This is a genomic window from Phenylobacterium sp. (assembly GCF_030698145.1).
Lineage (GTDB): Bacteria > Pseudomonadota > Alphaproteobacteria > Caulobacterales > Caulobacteraceae > Phenylobacterium.
In genome coordinates this window covers 1-17277 of the sequence record NZ_JAUYNW010000058.1, presented here as the reverse complement: position 1 = coordinate 17277, position 17277 = coordinate 1, and the positions used below count along the sequence as shown (strand labels likewise).

Sequence of the window (17277 nt, the reverse complement as noted above, 5' to 3'; positions counted from 1 at the left end):
TTGACCAGGGCCGTCGTCACGGCGCCGCAATCGAACGGCGTGTCGTCGCTGCCGTCCAGCACGCGGTCGTAGGTCACGATCACGCAGACGGGCGCGTCGAACTGACGGAAGCCGCGCAGCACCCAGTCCTGGCGCATTTCCTTGTCATCGCGCGCGATCCCCATCGCGGAGAACAATTGCTTGGCGACGCCGACCTGCCTGTCGCGATGCTGACCTGCAAAGGCCTGTCCTGCGCGGAACTCGCGCGATTGCGGTACGCCCGCCACCATCCGCTCGGTATTGCCGGCGCGGATCCGATCCAGCGGTTCGCCGGTGATGACGTAGAAATTCCAGGGCTGGGTGTTCATCGACGACGGAGCACGCATCGCCAAACCGATGATCTCCTCGATCAGCGCCCTGGGAACGGGATCGGGCTTGTAACCGCGGATGCTTCGGCGACCGAGGATAACGTCGTCAAACTGCATGAATGGTTCCTGAGGCAATTGGCGCGGTTTCAATCGGTCGGGAACTGTCAGCTTTTGGCCGGGAAGCCAATGTCCTTTTCCGGCGCCGTCCTGCCGGGTCGGCCTGCCTGGACCGTATGGCCGTAGAGCGGACGTCGCCAACAGCGGGATGGGGTGGTGAGCGGCCTTTGGCCTCCATCGCCCAGCCCGCCGTTGACCATCGAACAGCAACTCCGTAGCGTTCTCGCATGTCAACGATTGCGTGACCCTGACGCCGTGCTCCGCGCGGCGTCGCCAGCCTCCACCGCGGACCGCGGAAGCTGCGGTCGCATTGCTGCGTCACGCCCGTTGAAGGATTTCCCGTTGAACACGATCCCACCGCACGATTCCGAGCGCCTGCGAATTGGACCCGAGCGTCCCGGCGACGCGAGCGAGATTGGCCGAATCACCACGGCGGCGTTCGCGCCAATGCCGTTCAGCGACGGCGACGAAGCCCGCGTCATCGACGCCCTGCGCGAGGCTGGAGCTCTGAGCGTCTCCCTTGTGGCGATAACCGCTGAGGGCGAGTTGGTTGGGCATATCGCCTTCTCCCTTGTTCGTATCGACGACCAGCCGGGCGATTGGTACGGGCTCGGGCCCATCTCGGTCGCGCCACGGATGCAACGGCAAGGCATCGGCAGCGCCTTGATCGCCGACGGATTGGATCGCCTGAGAGAATTGATGGCCGCAGGATGCGTTCTCCTGGGAAGTCCGGACTACTACCGCCGCTTCGGTTTCTTGAGCGACCCCACGCTCACCTATCAGGGCCAACCCAATCGGTACTTCCAGCGCCTCGTTCTGAAGGGTCCTCTCGCAAAGGGGGACGCAAGCTTCCACCCCGCATTCGATGCGCCGTGATCACCAGTGACTTAGCCAGGACTTTGAGTACGCGTCCCTAGTCCCCGGCCACCCACGAAACGTCGGCCCCCAGGGCGTTGAGGTTCTCCACGAACCGCGGATGGGCGCGTTGGATGGGGGAGGCGTTGAGGATGGTGCTCTCGCCCTCGATGCTGGCGGCCAGCATGAAGAGGGCGATGGCCACGCGGATGATGTAGGGGCTCTCGACCTGCGCCGGGACCAGGGGTTTGCCGCCGAAGGTGATCAGCCGGTGCGGATCGCAGAGCAGGGAATGGGCCCCGAACTTGCCCAGCTCCGAAGACCAGCCGAGCGCGCCCTCATAGACCTTGTTCCAGAACATCACCTGGCCTTCGGCGCGCACGCCGAGCGCCACGAAGATCGGCAGCAGGTCGGCCGGGACATAGGGCCAGGGCGCGGCCTCGACCTTGGTCAGGATGTTGCTGGTGAAGGGCTCGCGCACCTTCAGAGGGCCGTCGACCCGGGCGCGGGACCAGCCGTTCTCGTGGGTGATCTCGACCCCGAACTTGGCGAAGGTGCGGTCCAGCAGCGGGAACTGCTCCACCGAGCCATTGCGCACGGCGATGTCGCCGCCGGTGATCGCGCCCATGGCCAGGAAGGTGGCCACTTCGTGGAAGTCGTCGGCGAAGGTGAACTCCACCCCGCCCAGGTCGTCGACCCCCTCGACGTCGACGCGCGAGCCGCCGACGCCCTCGATCTTCGCCCCCATGCGGGCCAGGAAGTCGCAGAACTCCTGCACGTGCGGTTCGCAGGCGGCGTTGGTCAGGCGCGAGCGGCCCTTGGCGGTGGCCGCGCACAGCACGAAGTTCTCGGTGGTGGTGACCGAGGCGTAGTCGAGCCAGTGCTGGACCGCCGAGAAGCCCTTGGGCGAGGTGATGACGATGGAGGTCGCGTCGCTGGTGACCTGGGCCCCGAAGGCGCGGAACACGTCGATGTGCGGGTCGATCTCGCGGGCCCCGAGCGTGCAGCCCGTGACGTCTTCCTCCAGGCTCGCGCGGCCGAAGCGGTGGAGCAGGGCGGGGATCAGCATGATCGAGGAGCGCATGCCCAACGGCAGGTGCGCGGCCTTGGGATCGAGGTCGCCGCCGTGGTGCAGGCGCAGGGTCCCGGTGTCGAAATCCATCTCCACCGAGCTGCCAAGATTCCTGAATAATTCCAGCAGCTTGCGGACGTCTGTTATGTCCGGGACACGGTGCAGGGTCACCGGCTCGTCGGAGAGCAGCGTGGCGCACAGCACCGGCAGGACGGCGTTCTTGTTGGCCGAGGGCGTGATCTCGCCCCGCAAGGCGCGGCCGCCTCGCACGATCAGGTTCGTCATGGGCGCGCGCGGCCTCGTCTAGGATGGAATGTCAGCGACCTTACCGGCTGGCGGGCGCTCACCAAGTCCCGATCTTCTCGGCCTCTGCATGGCTGATCGGGTGGTGGGCCTTTTCGTGGTCTTCCTCAGCCAGCAGGCGCACGGCCTCCAGGGCGGCCATGCAGCCCATGCCGGCGGCGGTGACCGCCTGGCGGTAGATGTCGTCGGTGACGTCGCCGGCGGCGAAGACGCCGGTGATCGCCGTGGAGGCCGAGCCCGCCTTGACCTTCAGATAGCCCGTGGCGTCGGCCTCGAGCTGGCCGCGGAACAGTTCGGAGGCCGGGGCGTGGCCGATGGCGATGAACACCCCGTCGGCGGAGAGCTCGCGGGTCTCCTCGGTCTTGACGTTCTTCAGCCGCACGCCGGTGACGCCGAGCGGCTCGGTGGAACCCAGCACCTCGTCGATCCCGTGCTCCCAGATCACCTCGATCTTGGGATTGGCGAACAGGCGCTCCTGCAGGATCTTCTCGGCGCGAAACTCGTCGCGGCGGTGCACGACGGTGACCTTGGACGCGAAGCTGGTGAGGAACAGGGCCTCCTCGACCGCGGTGTTGCCGCCGCCGACCACCACGACCTCCTTGCCGCGATAGAAGAAGCCGTCGCAGGTGGCGCAGGCCGAGACGCCGAAGCCCTGGAACTTCTGCTCGGTCGGCAGGCCCAGCCACTTGGCCTGGGCGCCGGTGGCGATGATCAGGGTCTCGGCCAGCCAGACGTCGCCGCTATCGCACTCCAGCCGGAACGGGCGCTGCGACAGGTCGGCCTTCAAGACGATGTCGTTGATGATCTCGGCGCCCACATGGGCGGCCTGGGCCTGCATCTGCTCCATCAGCCAGGGGCCCTGGATGACGTCGGCGAAGCCCGGATAGTTCTCCACGTCGGTGGTGATGGAGAGCTGGCCGCCAGGTTGGATGCCGGCGATCAGCACGGGATCGAGCAAGGCGCGCGCGGCGTAGATGGCGGCGGTGTAGCCGGCCGGGCCGGAACCCAGGATCAGGCAGCGGGTGGTGCGGGGAGCGTTCTGCGACATCGCGTCTATGTAGGTGAGATTCTGGCGCGTTGCGACTGGGTCGGGGCGCGGTTGGTTAACGCAGCCTTCAAGGGGTGTATCTATCCTACGATAAACGCACGCCGAGTCCGTACATGTCATACGCCCCCGAGATCGAGATCGCCGGCCGCAAGATCGGCCCAGGCCATGAGCCCTACGTCATCTGCGAGCTGTCGGGGAACCACAACGGCAGCCTGGACCGGGCCTTGCTGATGGTCGACGCCGCCGCCGACACCGGCTGCGACGCCATCAAGATCCAGACCTACACCGCCGACACCATCACCATGGATGTCGACCGGCCCGAGTTCCACATTCACGGGGGGCTTTGGGACGGGCGCAGCCTCTATGAGCTCTACCAGGAAGCCCACACCCCCTTCGAATGGCATGAGGCGATCTTCGAGCGCGCCCACCAGCGTGGGGTGACGATCTTCTCCAGCCCCTTTGACGAGACGGCGGTGGACCTGCTCGCCGATCTCGGTGCGCCGGCCTACAAGATCGCCTCCTTCGAGGCCGTGGACCTGCCGCTGATCCGTTACGCCGCGGCCAAGGGTAAGCCGCTGATCATCTCCACCGGCATGGCCAACCAGGCCGAGATGGCCGCCGCCCGCGACACGGCGCTCGCGGCCGGTGCGCAGGGCGTGGTGCTGCTGCACTGCGTGTCCAGCTATCCCGCCACCTTCGAGGACGCCAACGTCCGCACGGTCACCGACATGGCGGCCCGGTTCGAGAGCCCGATCGGCCTGTCGGACCACACGCCGGGCACGGCGGCTTCGGTGGCCGCCGTCGCCATGGGGGCCTGCGTGATCGAGAAGCACTTCACCCTGGCCCGCGCCGACGGCGGGCCGGACGCCGCCTTCAGCCTGGAGCCCGCCGAGTTCACCGCCCTGGTGCGCGACTGCAAGGACGCCTGGAAGTCGCTGGGCAGGGCCCACTACGATACCCTCGGCTCGGAGCGCGGCTCGCTGCTGTTCCGTCGCTCGCTCTATGTGACCGCCGACGTGAAGGCGGGCGAGGCCCTGAGCCGGGCCAATGTCCGCTCGATCCGCCCCGGCAACGGCCTGGCGCCGGCCCATCTGGATGAAGTGCTGGGCAAGCCCGCCCGCCGCGACCTGGCCCGCGGCGAGCCGCTGGCCTGGGACATGGTCGGCTAGGCCCGCGCCGCCATCTGTTCGATCAGGCCGCGCAGCCCCGACCAGCCCAGGTTCATCAGCGCGTCCACGAAGGCCATGTAGGGCGTGAACGGCTCGCGGCCCTGCGGGTAGGGAACTTCGACGAACCCCTGGAAAGCCACAGGGAAGTCGGCGGCGGCGAACACCCCGTCGTCCTCCATGTAGTCATGCGATCCCATGGGCGAGAGGTAGTCGGTGGCGCCCACGGTCTGGCAGATCGCCAGCAGGTGGTCGGAGCGATGGCCGCGGCAGGCGAGGTCGCCGGCGTTCACGAATTCCGTTGTCAGGCCGAGCTTGCGCGCCGCGCCTTCGACGATGGCCCGGTTGAGGTCGGCGAGCCTGCCGCGGGTGGCCAGGGTCGCTTCCAGGAAGGCCATGCCCTCTGCGAAGGCCGGCCGCTTGGCGTAGGCGTGACGGATCGAGGCCAGGTGCTTGTCGCGCCAGGGCTCGGCTTCCGAGATTTCGATCTCGCAGATCGGGGTGTCGCGGTCGTGTTTCTGGACGGGCACGGTCAGCATGACCTCGCCGCCCGCGCCGAGGATGCGGTTGCGCGACTGCCAGGACCGGCGGGCGAACTGGACGTCGTCGAGGAAGACGAAGACGTCGCTGGCGGCGATCAGGTGAAAATAGCCGAGGTAGGGCAGGTAGGTCGGCTGCATGATCGCCGCGACACGGCGGGCGGGCGACATGCTCAGGCGGCCGAGACGGCGGCGGGCGCGTCGGCGGCGTCGAAGGCCGCGGCGAGGCCGACGTTCACCTGGGCGAATTTCTCGGCCTTGGAATAGGGTTCCCAGGCGCCCGGGACGAAGGCGTCTCCCAGCGTGCGGGCGAAGTCGGCGCGCAGGGCGACGAGCTTTTTCATGGCGTCGGTCGACTGGTAGATCCAGCGCGGCCCGACATTGGCCGCGACCTGTTCGCCGATCGAGAGGGAGGCGCCGCCGAATCCGGACATCAGCCGGTGGAGTTCGCGGCGCAGATCGGCGTCGGAGGCCTCCCGCACGCACTCGGCCAGCAGGACGGCCTGGCCGCGGCTCTCGTAGAGGTAGATGCGAAACACAGCGCCCTGCGCCGTGAAGTTCTGGACGTAGAAGGGCAGGGGGCCGCCGTAGCGGACCTTGAAGGCGTAGGTGGCGAAGCTCTTCTTGATGAGCTTGGGCGCCTCCATGTCCAGGGTCTTGAACAGGGGCATGGGATTTGCCGCCCAGACCAGGGCCTCGCCGGGTTGGCGCTCGGCCAGGGCCTGGCGCGGCGACACCAGCGAGGTGTCGTGGATGCGCACGCCCAGGCGTTCCAGCTCGCGGCGGCACTGGGTGAAGAACGCGCCGAACCCGCCGCGCGGCAGGGCGGCGGTGAGATTGTCCAACCGCCCCCAGAGCTGCCGCGGAATGGCGTAGAGCTCGTCGTGCAGCCGGTCGGCGCGCTTGCGGGTGGCGATCTGGGCGATGTCGGGGCCGACCGGGAAGACGCGGTTGATGGCCAGCGGAATGGCGGCGCTCTCGTGCACCTCGTCCAGCCAGGTCCCCAGGTGCCACTGGCAATAGCGGGTCAGGGCCTGGCCGATCTCGGCGGGGTAGGCGCGCAGGCGGTCGGTGAGGGTGTCGCCGGCCATGGGCGACAGGGTGAGGTCGCGGGTCGCCAGGGCCGGGCCGCCGAAGTCGTGGGTGATGGCCAGTTCGCCGCCGGGCGCGGGGCTCACCGAGCCGAAGCGGTTCTCGAAATCCTCGAAGACCACGCCGTGGGATTCCAACAGGCCACGCATCGGATCGCCGCGCGGGCCGAAGTAGAGACAGCCCTCCCGCAGCTCCAGGCCGTGGGCTTGCCTGGACCGGGCGACGCCGCCCAGGTCGTCGAAGCGTTCGTGCAGGTCGATCTCACGGCAGCCCAGGCGGTGGGCCTGAAGGGCGGCCAGAACCCCGGTCAGGCCGCCGCCGACGATCCGGACTCGGCGCGGGCTCATGACGCGAGGCCCCAGACCACCAGGTCGCTGTTGCCGGGCACGCGGCGTCCGGCCTGGACGTTGTCGAACCGCACGGCGAATTCTTCTCGCGCGGTCAGACCCACGGTCTCGGCCAGCAGCCCGACGAGGCCCGCCTGGGTGTAGAATAGGTTGAACAGGCCCGCCTCGCCGGTCTCGGGCGTGGCGAGGCGGAAGCCGTCCGGCTCCTCCATCTCGCCGCGGCCATAGCGATAGTCGTCGATCAGCCGGGTGCGGACGAAGACCTCGCAGCCCGAGGCGAGATAAGGCTTCAACCCGGTCAGGACCGCCTTGGCCTGGGCGAGTGTCAGGTAGCAGAGCAGGTTGGGGACGATCAGGGCGTCGAACTTCCCGCTCAGCGCCGGAAGGCCCTTCGCGAGATCGGCCTGGATGAAGGTCGCGCCCTCGCCCAGGTTCCAGCGGGCGTCGTCGAGGGCGGACTGGTCGTAATCCAGGCCTGTCAGGTTCCAGCCGTACTGCGCGTAGAGCGACAGGTTGTTGCCGGTCCCGCTGCCCAGTTCCAGCACGCGGCCGGTCCGCGCGGCCAGGCCGCGCTTGAAGAAGTGGCGCACAACGAATTCGTCGGGGAATTTCAGGCCGCGTATGTCGGCAAGCGTCCGCATGAAACCCATTCAGGCGCGCCGTCGGCGCACTCTCCCAATCGCGATGGACCAGCCTGGTGCGGCGGTCGCCAACAATCCGTTAAGGATGGCGCGGCGCGACGTCGCGGGCGGCGATGATTTCCAGGAAGGCCTCGGCCGCCCGGTCCGCACCCAGCCCGTCGCAGACCTCGGCGCTGGCCGCCGAGAGCCTGGCGCGGGTCGCCGCGTCCGATAACAGCCGCACGATGGCCCGGTCCAGCACCGCCTCGAAGTCGGCGTCCTGAGCGTCGACCACCAGGGCCGCGTCGCGGGCGGCGAGCGCCAGGGCGGCGGGGCGCTGGTTGTCGGCCAGGATCAGCAGGGCCGAGGGTAGGCCGAGCACGCAGCGCTCCCAGGTGGTGGAGCCCGCCGCCCCGATGGCGACGTCGGCCGCCGCGGTGAGCGCCGCCATATCCTGGGTGTCCACATGCAGCGTGATCCGCGGATCATGGGCGGCCACGCGGCGCAGGCCGGGCAGGCTGCCGGCCCCGCTCCCCAGCACGATGTCCAGGGCGACCTGGCCGTTGCGCTGGCGCAGGTGGTCGACGACGCGGGAGGTGATCTTGCCCAGGTCCGTCAGGCCCAGCGCCACCAGGACCCGGCCGACGGGGCCGCCGCGCCGGGCCAGGGCGGCCTCGCGAAGGGCGGCGAAGTCGGGGCGGACGGGGGCGTAGCTCGGCCCCAGCAACAGCCGGGCGCCATCGGCGAAGAAGGCGTAGTCGGCCGCGACCCGCGCGGGGCCGGCGTCCAGGACCAGGTCGGCGGCCAGCGGGCGGTCGGCCAGGTCGTCGATCACCAGGGTCGGGCGGCCATGGGCCACGGCCTCGTGCTCGGCGCGGGCCAGGCCATAGTGATCGAACACCACCGCGTCGAAGGCCACGCCCGTGGCGGCGTCGGCCAGGTGTTCGGCATCGACGGAGGTGGCGTCCTCGCGGGCGATATCCGGGCCGAAGGCGTCCAGCACCGCGGCTACTTCGGGCGGCGCCAGGAAGGCGCAGGCGGCGCCCTTGGCGGCGAGCGCCCGGGCCAGGGTCAGGGAGCGCATCACGTGACCGCCCCCGACGTCAGGGCCGGCGTTCGCGATGAATAGGATGCGCGGCTGGAGAATCATCTCGCAGCCATGGAAGGCCTAAACCTTCGCCATGGAAAGGCGGCGTTGCGGCGCGGGCAGGCGCACGTAAAACAGCTCCGGATCGCCGGGGTCCAGATTGTCGACCCGGCCGCTCGGCAGATAGCCGCGCCGGGCCAGCAGATCCTGCATCACCGTGTTGGAGACATTGGTCGAGACGAACAGCTTGAGGCCTGCATGAACCCGCTCGATCTCGGCCATCAGGGCGCTCGCCACGCCCTGCCGGCGGGCGGCCGGGGCTGTGACGATCAGGTCCAGGAAGGGGTTGGAGAAGAAATCGCCCACCACCGCGAAGCCAGCTGGCTGGCCGTCCAGAAAGGCCAGCCGCGCCACGCGTCCCGTCTCGCCGTTGAAGGCGCGGGTCAGCCAGTCGCGCCGGTGGGCGTCGTGGGTCGCGACCGCGTCCATGGTGATGGCGGCCGCCAGATCCGCCGGCCCGGCCAGGCGGACCGTCAGGCTCATCCCTTGGCCTTCCAGGCGTCGTAGCGCGACAGCACCTCGCCGGCGGCGCGGTCGGTCTCGGCGAGCGGTTCGTACTTCCAGCTGTGGAAGGCGCCGCCGAACGGCCGCGCGGCGCCCAGACGCTCGAGGTCCTCGTGGAAGCGGCGCAGCTTCAGGCTCTCGCCGTCCATCTTGAGGATGAAGACCGGCTTGCCGGTGGAGGCCGCGTCGGTGGCCAGGTTGGTCGAGTCCTCGGTGACCAGGATGTAGTCGGCCGCGGCCAGGTAGGCGAAATAGGGGTTCTCGCCGGTCCCGTCCCAGATCACGCCCGGCAGGTGTTTCAGTCGTGAGGCCAGGATCGCCTGGGCCTGGGGCGGGGTGCGGCGGGTGAAGGTGACCATCACCGAGCCGCGCTCCTGGGTGACGGGCAGCTCGATCTCGCGGGCCATGGCCGCGGCGCGCACCGGCGAGAGGTTGTGGGCCTTGGACTTGCCGCCGATCACCACCGCGACACGCGGATGGGGCAGGCGATCCAGCACATCCTTGAAGCGGACGAGGTCGGTCTCGAGCCGGTCGGTGTTCACGCGGCCGGGCGAGCCGATGATCGGGAAGACGTTGTCGCCGGCCAGCCGGTCATGCTTGGGCGGAATGACCAGGTCGAACTTCGACGGCGGCAGGCGCGGGTCCTGGACCTGGACCACGAAGGTCTTGCCGCCCGACCACGGCTTCACGCGCAGCGACAGCGGCAGGGTGGCGCGGCCTGCGGCGATCCAGACATCCGGCCACGGGGGCGCGATGTCGCTCTGCGGGGTCAGGAACCGCCGTGGCAGAAGATTGAGCCACCACGGAAGGCGGCCGATCCGGCCTTTCCAGCCGACCCGCTTGACGATGACCGTGGCGTCGCGGCGCGCGGCCACGGCGCCCGCAAGCCCGGTGACCTGGGCTTCGATGCCGGCGCGGCCGTCAGACACCGCCCAGACGATCAGCGGACGTTGGGTTGTCGATGGCGCCAAGTGGAAAGCCCTTCGCGAACGCCCTCGAGCCGGCCCCCTCTCGATGGAAAGAGGGCCGGCGCCGGGTGTTTAGACCCAGTCGACCTTGGTGATCTCGTAGGCCTTGCCGCCGCCCGGGGTGTGAACCTCGACGACGTCGCCGGTCTCCTTGCCGATCATGGCGCGGGCCAGCGGGGACAGGATCGAGATCTTGCCCTTTTTCACGTCGGCTTCGTGTTCGCCGACGATCTGGTAGCGAGCCTTGTCCTCGGTGTCCTCGTCGACCACCGAGACGGTGGCGCCGAACTTCACCTGGCTGCCGGAGAGCTTGGAGACATCGATGACCTGAGCGCGCGCCATCTTGTCTTCGATGTCGGCGATCTGGCCTTCGATCCAGCCCTGGCGTTCCTTGGCCGCGTGATATTCGGCGTTCTCGGAAAGGTCGCCATGAGAGCGCGCTTCCGAGATCGCCGCGATCACAGCGGGGCGCTCAGCGGTCTTCAAACGCTTTAGTTCGTCGTCGAGAGCCTTCCAGCCCCCGACGGTCATCGGGACTTTTTCCATGATAGATGGGGACTCGGGTTCGCCCTTGAGGTGTTCGTTGCCGGCCGCGGGCGCAGGCGTCCGGGGGGGTAGAGGATAGAAGCTCGCCCGTAGAAACTCAAGGGGTGCAATGCAGCATGGGTTGGTTTCGCCGGGCGCGGCGTCTGGTGCAGAGCCTGCCTCACCCCTAGATAGGCGGCAAGTCGGAAAGGCCAAGCATGACACCGAGGCGCGGAATAACCCTCTACCACTCGCCAGCGAGCCGGGCTTTCACAGCCTATTGGCTGCTCGAGGAGCTGGGCGTGCCCTTCCAGGTCCAGACCGTCGACATCCGCAAGGGCGACCAGAAGAAACCCGAATATCTGAAGCTCAATCCGTCCGGAAAGGTGCCGACCGTCACCGACGGCAAGGTGGTGGTGAGCGAGAACCCGGCTATCTGCATCTACTTGGCCGACCGCTACGGCTATGGCGGCCTGGCGCCGAAGATCGAGGACGCCGACCGCGGCGCCTATCTCAAATGGATGGTCTATTCGACGGCGGTGTTGGACCCGCTGATCAGCCTGCATCCTAAACACATCGATCTGCCGGGGACGGAGACCGGCTTCGGCGGTTTCGACGACATGCTGGGCGTGCTGGAGGGCGCGCTGAAGGGCCGGAACTACCTGCTGGGCGCCAAGTTCTCCGCCGCCGACGTCATGCTGGGCTCGACGCTCTCGGCGGCGCTCCACCGCAAGGACCTGCCCGAGCTTCCGGCGATCATGGACTACAACGCCCGCCTGGCGCGCCGGCCGGCCTATCAGCGCGCCGCCGACGCCACCTGGCCGGCGTGGTTGTTTTCGGAGGGCTAGGTTGCCTAGGCGCTCTCTGACACCACGCAGCCGCGCAGCTCCTCGGCGTCCGGCGCCTCGTAGACGCCCTCGATGAACTCGAACATCTCCGGGTTCACCTCGATGGCGAAGGTCTCGCCGCGCTGTTCGTTGCGCTCGACCACCCGCGCCTTGCGCACGTGCTGGGGGGCGGTGACGAAGTGGAACTGCAGCGGCAGCTCCACCGCCGTGGCGATCTCACTCACCCGCGCGCGGTCGGCCTTGCGCATCAGGCCAAGGTCCAGGACCACCGAGGTCCCCGTCGCGATGGTCGCCGCGGCCGTGGACCAGATCTGCGCCTCGCAGCGCTCGACCCGCTCCATCATCCATTCGAACTCAAGGGGCTGAGGCATGTCGGGCGCGAACAGGCGCGCCATCCAGTCGTCCAGGGCGAAGTGGACCGCGCGCTCGCGGCGGGCGAATTCCTTGGCGTAGGTGGACTTTCCGGCGCCCGAGGGGCCGAAGACGACGTGGAGCGTGGCAGGCATATGCCCCCTAGAGCATTTTCAATGCTCTAGGGAAACTGCTTGATGGCGCATCTTCTTGTCGCCGAACCGGCGGCCACTTCGGCGGAAGATGCGCGCCTCTACTTGATCGTCAGGCCGCCGTCGATGACCAGCTCGGCGCCCGTGACATAGCGGCTCTCGTCGGAGGCCAGCCACAGCACGCCGTTGGCGATGTCCTCGGGATAGCCCTTCACGCCTAGGGGCACGCCCTCGGCGGTCATGGCGTCCAGCACGACAGGCCGCGCGGGGCGCGCGTTGTCGCCCGGTTCGCCTGTGCCCATGATCGAGTCCCAGATCGGGGTCTCGATGATGCCGGGATGGACCGAGTTGACCCGGATGCCGTCCTTGGCGTTGGCGCACTCCATCGCCACCGACTTTGTGAACAGGCGTACGCCGCCCTTGGTCGCGCAGTAGCCGGCGAGGATCGCCGAGCCCTTGAGGCCCGCCACCGACGACATGTTGACGATGCTGCCGCCGCGCTTGCCCTCGCGGATCAGGGGGATGGAGTGCTTCACGCCCAGGAAGACGCCGTCCAGGTTGATCGCTGTCTGGCGCTGGAAGTCGGCCAGCGACATTTCCAGGACCGAGGCCGAGATCCCGATCCCGGCGTTGTTGACCAGGGTGTCGAGGCGGCCGTGCCTGGCCTTGATGGCGGCGATGACGTCGATCCAGGCCTGCTCGCTGGTGACGTCGTGGTGCAGGTAGTCGGCCTTGCCGCCGGCGGCGACGATGGCCTCGACCACCTCCGCGCCCTTGGCGTCCTGCAGGTCGGTGACCACCACGGTCGCGCCCTCCTGGGCCAGGCGTTCGGCGCATCCGCGCCCGATGCCGCTCGCCCCGCCGGTGATCAGCGCCACCTTGCCCTCGACCCGTCCCGCCATGCCGTCCTCCCGACAGTGATCATTGTTTAGTTAGCCATACGCCTAGCCTAGCTCGCCGATCAGGGCCAGCCTCACGCCGCGTCGCTTAGATTCGGGCCGTGGAGCCCGCCAGTAGGGAGTTGGTCATGAGCATCACCATCCGGGCCTGCCGCCCGGGCGATGAAGCGGCCCTGGCCCTGGTCGGCCAGGCGACATTCCTGGAAACCTACGCGGGCGTCCTGCCCGCGGCCGATATCGTCAGCCATTGCCGGACCGAGCATGGCGAGGCGCTGTACGCCGCCTGGCTCGCCAAACCGGGCTACAACCTGTGGGCGGCGGAGATGGACGAAGGCGGCGCGGCGGTCGGCTATGCGGCCCTGACGCCCCCGGACCTGCCGGTGCCCACCGGCGAAAAGGACGTGGAGCTCAAGCGCATCTACCTCCTGAACCGTTTCCACGGCACGGGGCTGGGCGCGAAGCTGATGACTACCGCCATGGAGGCCGCGGCGCACGAGGGCTTCACCCGGATGCTGCTGGGCGTGTTCGGTGGAAATTCGCGCGCAATCGCCTTCTACGCCCGCCAGGGCTATGTCGAGGCGGGTGTGCGAAAGTTTCGCGTGGGCGCGAACGAGTACGACGACCTGGTTCTGGCTAGGGCGCTCTGACCAGGCCGGCGCCTCGCAGGGTCCTGACGCTTACCAGGTCACCTTACCGTTGGCGGTCAGAAGACCGACCAGCATGGCCGCCCCGAGCGCGATGATCATGCCCACAATGATCAAGTCTGTGTAGCCTTCGAAGCGCTCGAGCAGGTGCTTGTTCTTGTGGTGGTGGACCTCACCCTCGTGGTGTCCGGGTTGCATGGCGTTTCCTTCGCATTCTGTTCAAGAGGACTTGTCCTCCGCCAGACTGCGACAGGCGCCCAAGCGGGCCTTCCGGCTGGTCATCAGGGGCCGCCGGAGCTTGCCCACTACGCGCCTGCCGAAGCAAGGCGACACCTCAAGGGTGCGCCCGGCAAGAACCTTGGTCAATCAGAGTCTTAAGCTTGGCCATTCACGAGCGCGTGCGCCGGGAGTCACCGGTTTTCACGCGTAGCTCTGCAGCGGCCGGACATCGAGGGTGTCCTCCACCGTGGCCGCGATGGCCTGGGCGGCGGCCAGGGCCCCGGCGGTGGTGGTGAAGTAGGGCGTCTTCATCATCAGGGCCGTGCGGCGGATCTCGAAGGAGTCGGCCAGGGACTGCTTGCCCTCGGTGGTGTTGAAGACCAGCTGGACGCCGCCATTCTTCATGGTGTCGACGATGTGCGGACGGCCCTCCAGCACCTTCTTGACGGTCTCGACGGCCAGGCCCTGCTCGCCCAGGTAGCCGGCGGTGCCCGAGGTGGCCAGGATGCGGAAGCCCAGCTCCAGCAGGATGCGCACCGGCTCCTTTATCCAGGTCTTGTCGGCGTCCTTCACCGAGACGAAGACGCAACCCGACTTGGGCAGGTTCACCCCGCCGCCGAGTTGGCTCTTGGCGAAGGCGCGCGCGAAGGCCGGCGCGCCGGAGGTCTCGCCGGGGCGGATCCAGTCCAGGCCCATGACCTCGCCGGTCGAGCGCATCTCGGGGCCCAGGATGGTGTCGACGCCTGCGAAGCGGGCGAACGGGAAGACGGCTTCCTTCACCGCGACGTGGTCGTAGGGCTTCTCCACCAGGTTGAAGCTGGAGAGCTTCTCGCCGGCCATGATCTTGGCGGCGATCGCGGCGACCGGCTGGCCGATGGTCTTGGCCACGAACGGCACCGTGCGGCTGGCCCGGGGATTGACCTCCAGCACATAGATGCGCGGGGCGGCCGAGTGCGGCTCCTCGATGGCGAACTGCACGTTCATCAGGCCGCGGACATTTAGCGCGAAGGCCATGGCCTCGGTCTGGCGCTTCAGCTCGGCGATGGTCTCGGGCTTCAGCGAGAAGGGGGGCATGGAGCAGGCCGAGTCGCCCGAGTGCACCCCGGCCTCCTCGATGTGCTCCATGACGCCGGCCACGAACACCGTCTCGCCGTCGCACAGCGCGTCCACGTCCACCTCGGTGGCGCGGCTGAGGTACTGGTCGATCAGGACGGGGCTGTCGCCCGACACCTGCACGGCGGTGTTGACGTAGCGTTCGAGCTGTTCGTCGTCGCGGATGATCTCCATGGCCCGGCCGCCCAGGACGTAGGAGGGTCGGATCACGATGGGGTAGCCGACCGCATGGGCGCCGGCGAAGGCCTCGTCGCGCGAGCGGGCGATGGCGTTGATCGGCTGGGCGATCTTCAGGCGGTGCAGGAGCTGCTGGAAGCGTTCGCGGTCCTCGGCCAGGTCGATGGCGTCCGGCGAGGTGCCCAGGATCGGGATGCCGGCGTCTTCCAGGGCCTGGGCCAGCTTGAGCGGTGTCTGGCCGCCGAACTGGACGATGACGCCCAGCAGGGTCCCGCGGGTCTGTTCGACGGCGATCAGCTCCAGCACATCCTCGGCGGTGAGCGGTTCGAAATAGAGCCGGTCGGAGGTGTCGTAGTCGGTCGACACGGTCTCCGGGTTGCAGTTGACCATGATCGACTCGACGCCGATGGCGTCCAGCGCGAAGGCCGCGTGGCAGCAGCAGTAGTCGAACTCGATGCCCTGGCCGATCCGGTTGGGACCGCCGCCCAGGATGATCGCCTTGCGCGCCTCCGTGGGCTCGCTCTCGCACTCGGGCGTTTGGCCGAGCGCCCCGGTCTCATAGGTCGAGTACATGTAGGGCGTGGCGGCGCGGAACTCGCCGGCGCAGCTGTCGATGCGCTTGAACACTGGACGCACTCCGTGGGCGCGGCGCTGCTCGCGCACCTCGCGCTCAGTGGTGTGGGTCAGCTTGGCCAGGCGCGCGTCGGAGAAGCCCTGGGCCTTGATGGCGCGGAACTCGGCGGCGTTGGCGGGCAGGCCGGCGGCCATGATCGCGGCCTCGGCGGCGACCAGGGTCTCGATCTGGCGAAGGAACCAGGGCTCATAGGAACAGGCGCCGTTGACCTCCTCGACCGACAGGCCATGGCGGAAGGCCTGGGCGATCACCCGCAGGCGGTCGGGGGTGGGCTGGCCTAGCGCACGGATCACCGCGGCGCGACCGGTCTCAGGGTCGTTCGCGCCTTCGATCTCGATATCGTCGAGGCCGGTCAGGCCGGTCTCCAGGCCGCGCAGGGCCTTCTGTAGGCTCTCGGCGAAGGTGCGGCCGATGGCCATGACCTCGCCCACCGACTTCATGGCGGTGGTCAGGTGCGGCTCGGAGCCCGGATACTTCTCGAAGGCGAAGCGCGGAATCTTGGTGACCACATAGTCGATGCTGGGCTCGAACGAGGCCGGCGTGGCGCCGGTGATGTCGTTCATCAGCTCGTCGAGCGTGTAGCCCACGGCCAGGCGGGCGGCGACCTTGGCGATGGGGAAGCCGGTCGCCTTGGAGGCCAGGGCCGAAGACCGCGACACTCGCGGGTTCATCTCGATGACCACCATGCGGCCGTCGGCGGGATTGACCGCGAACTGGACGTTGGAGCCCCCGGTCTCCACCCCGATCTCGCGCAGGACGGCGATCGAGGCCGCCCGCATGCGCTGGTATTCCTTGTCGGTGAGGGTGAGCGCCGGGGCGACGGTGATGGAGTCGCCGGTGTGGACGCCCATCGGGTCGATGTTCTCGATGGAGCACACGATGATGCAGTTGTCCGCCTTGTCGCGGACCACCTCCATCTCGAACTCCTTCCAGCCCAGCACGCTCTCCTCGATCAGCACCTCGGTGGTGGGGGAGAGGTCGAGGCCGCGCTCCACGATCTCGCGGAACTCCTCGACATTGTAGGCGATGCCGCCGCCGGTGCCGGCGAGCGTGAAGGATGGGCGGATGATGGCCGGCAGGCCCACGAACTCCAGGCCCTCCAGGGCCTCGTCCATGGTGTGGGCGGCCTTGGACTTCGGGCTCTCGAGGCCGAGCTTGTCCATGGCGTCGCGGAACTTCTGGCGATCCTCGGCCTTGTCGATGACCTCGGCCTTGGCGCCGATCATCTCGACGCCGTACTTGGCGAGCACCCCGTTGGCCTCCAGGGCCAGTGCAGTGTTCAGCGCGGTCTGGCCGCCCATGGTCGGCAGCAGAGCGTCGGGGCGTTCCTTGGCGATGATCTTCTCGACCATCTCGGGCGTGATCGGCTCGATATAGGTGGCGTCGGCCACGTCCGGGTCGGTCATGATCGTGGCCGGGTTCGAATTGACCAGCACGATGCGGTAGCCCTCGGCGCGCAGCGCCTTGCAGGCCTGGACCCCCGAATAGTCGAATTCGCAGGCCTGGCCGATGACGATCGGGCCGGCGCCGATGATGAGGATCGACGAGATGTCGGTGCGTTTGGGCATGTCTACTCGCGCGCGAGGGCGG

At 68.4% G+C, this 17277-nt stretch carries 18 protein-coding genes; 4 read left to right on the top strand and 14 right to left on the bottom strand.

The genetic code is table 11. The features are described from left to right. Window positions 1-464, bottom strand: a 464-nt coding sequence (locus Q8Q77_RS07735) for a nitroreductase family protein (RefSeq protein ID WP_305582808.1), incomplete at its 3' end; no start/stop codon positions are given. A 342-nt stretch (window positions 465-806) separates the two neighbouring features. Between Q8Q77_RS07735 and Q8Q77_RS07730 the strand changes: the two genes are divergently transcribed. Continuing rightward, complete coding sequence (locus Q8Q77_RS07730; protein WP_305582806.1) at window positions 807-1340, top strand: GNAT family N-acetyltransferase; 534 nt, start codon at window positions 807-809, stop codon at window positions 1338-1340. Between the two features lie 37 nt (window positions 1341-1377). Here the strand turns inward: Q8Q77_RS07730 and Q8Q77_RS07725 are convergent, their stop codons facing one another. Then, window positions 1378-2676, bottom strand: a complete 1299-nt coding sequence (locus tag Q8Q77_RS07725) for a UDP-N-acetylglucosamine 1-carboxyvinyltransferase (protein ID WP_305582804.1) — start codon at window positions 2674-2676, stop codon at window positions 1378-1380. Window positions 2677-2734: 58 nt separating this feature from the next. After that, the gene (gene trxB / locus Q8Q77_RS07720) at window positions 2735-3742 is read right to left on the bottom strand and encodes a thioredoxin-disulfide reductase (RefSeq protein WP_305582802.1); all 1008 of its coding nucleotides are present in this window, start codon (window positions 3740-3742) and stop codon (window positions 2735-2737) included. A 113-nt stretch (window positions 3743-3855) separates the two neighbouring features. On the opposite strand from trxB, the gene pseI reads away from it, so the two are divergent. Beyond that, complete coding sequence (gene pseI / locus Q8Q77_RS07715) at window positions 3856-4911, top strand: pseudaminic acid synthase (RefSeq protein WP_305582799.1); 1056 nt, start codon at window positions 3856-3858, stop codon at window positions 4909-4911. Here pseI and Q8Q77_RS07710 read toward each other — a convergent pair. From Q8Q77_RS07710 to greA, 7 genes are all read right to left on the bottom strand, one after another. Next, window positions 4908-5618: a WbqC family protein gene (locus Q8Q77_RS07710; protein ID WP_305582798.1), complete on the bottom strand. Its 711-nt coding sequence runs from the start codon at window positions 5616-5618 to the stop codon at window positions 4908-4910. The two genes, pseI and Q8Q77_RS07710, sit on opposite strands and share 4 nt — an antisense overlap. Window positions 5619-5620: 2 nt before the next feature. Then, window positions 5621-6886 (bottom strand): FAD/NAD(P)-binding protein, encoded by a 1266-nt coding sequence (locus Q8Q77_RS07705; RefSeq protein WP_305582796.1) that lies wholly within the window; start codon window positions 6884-6886, stop codon window positions 5621-5623. Then, the gene (locus tag Q8Q77_RS07700) at window positions 6883-7527 is read right to left on the bottom strand and encodes a bifunctional 2-polyprenyl-6-hydroxyphenol methylase/3-demethylubiquinol 3-O-methyltransferase UbiG (RefSeq protein ID WP_305582794.1); all 645 of its coding nucleotides are present in this window, start codon (window positions 7525-7527) and stop codon (window positions 6883-6885) included. Before Q8Q77_RS07700 ends, Q8Q77_RS07705 begins: the two co-directional genes overlap by 4 nt. Before the next feature lie 79 nt (window positions 7528-7606). Further along, complete coding sequence (gene pseG, locus Q8Q77_RS07695) at window positions 7607-8656, bottom strand: UDP-2,4-diacetamido-2,4,6-trideoxy-beta-L-altropyranose hydrolase (RefSeq protein WP_305582792.1); 1050 nt, start codon at window positions 8654-8656, stop codon at window positions 7607-7609. Window positions 8657-8674: 18 nt separating this feature from the next. Then, window positions 8675-9136 (bottom strand): GNAT family N-acetyltransferase, encoded by a 462-nt coding sequence (locus Q8Q77_RS07690; RefSeq protein WP_305582790.1) that lies wholly within the window; start codon window positions 9134-9136, stop codon window positions 8675-8677. Next, the gene (locus Q8Q77_RS07685) at window positions 9133-10128 is read right to left on the bottom strand and encodes a mitochondrial fission ELM1 family protein (protein WP_305582788.1); all 996 of its coding nucleotides are present in this window, start codon (window positions 10126-10128) and stop codon (window positions 9133-9135) included. Before Q8Q77_RS07685 ends, Q8Q77_RS07690 begins: the two co-directional genes overlap by 4 nt. A 69-nt stretch (window positions 10129-10197) precedes the next feature. Further along, window positions 10198-10671, bottom strand: coding sequence for a transcription elongation factor GreA (gene greA, locus Q8Q77_RS07680; protein WP_305582786.1), 474 nt, complete (start codon window positions 10669-10671; stop codon window positions 10198-10200). A 197-nt stretch (window positions 10672-10868) separates the two neighbouring features. On the opposite strand from greA, the gene Q8Q77_RS07675 reads away from it, so the two are divergent. Next, the gene (locus Q8Q77_RS07675) at window positions 10869-11498 is read left to right on the top strand and encodes a glutathione S-transferase family protein (protein WP_305582784.1); all 630 of its coding nucleotides are present in this window, start codon (window positions 10869-10871) and stop codon (window positions 11496-11498) included. 5 nt (window positions 11499-11503) lie between these two features. Here the strand turns inward: Q8Q77_RS07675 and Q8Q77_RS07670 are convergent, their stop codons facing one another. Further along, a complete protein-coding gene (locus tag Q8Q77_RS07670; RefSeq protein WP_305582782.1) occupies window positions 11504-12004 on the bottom strand; it encodes an AAA family ATPase in 501 nt (166 codons plus the stop codon). Window positions 12005-12102: 98 nt separating this feature from the next. Then, entirely contained in the window at window positions 12103-12903 is an 801-nt protein-coding gene (locus Q8Q77_RS07665; RefSeq protein ID WP_305582780.1) for an SDR family NAD(P)-dependent oxidoreductase, read from the bottom strand. A 125-nt stretch (window positions 12904-13028) separates the two neighbouring features. Between Q8Q77_RS07665 and Q8Q77_RS07660 the strand changes: the two genes are divergently transcribed. Further along, window positions 13029-13547 carry a GNAT family N-acetyltransferase gene (locus Q8Q77_RS07660; RefSeq protein WP_305582778.1) on the top strand — a complete coding sequence of 173 codons (519 nt, stop codon included), beginning with the start codon at window positions 13029-13031 and terminating at the stop codon, window positions 13545-13547. A gap of 30 nt (window positions 13548-13577) precedes the next feature. Here Q8Q77_RS07660 and Q8Q77_RS07655 read toward each other — a convergent pair whose 3' ends face one another. Together Q8Q77_RS07655 and carB are read right to left on the bottom strand one after the other, a co-directional pair. Beyond that, the gene (locus Q8Q77_RS07655; protein ID WP_305582776.1) at window positions 13578-13742 is read right to left on the bottom strand and encodes a hypothetical protein; all 165 of its coding nucleotides are present in this window, start codon (window positions 13740-13742) and stop codon (window positions 13578-13580) included. Window positions 13743-13964: 222 nt separating this feature from the next. Next, window positions 13965-17255: a carbamoyl-phosphate synthase large subunit gene (gene carB / locus Q8Q77_RS07650; RefSeq protein WP_305582774.1), complete on the bottom strand. Its 3291-nt coding sequence runs from the start codon at window positions 17253-17255 to the stop codon at window positions 13965-13967. Window positions 17256-17277: the final 22 nt, after the last annotated feature.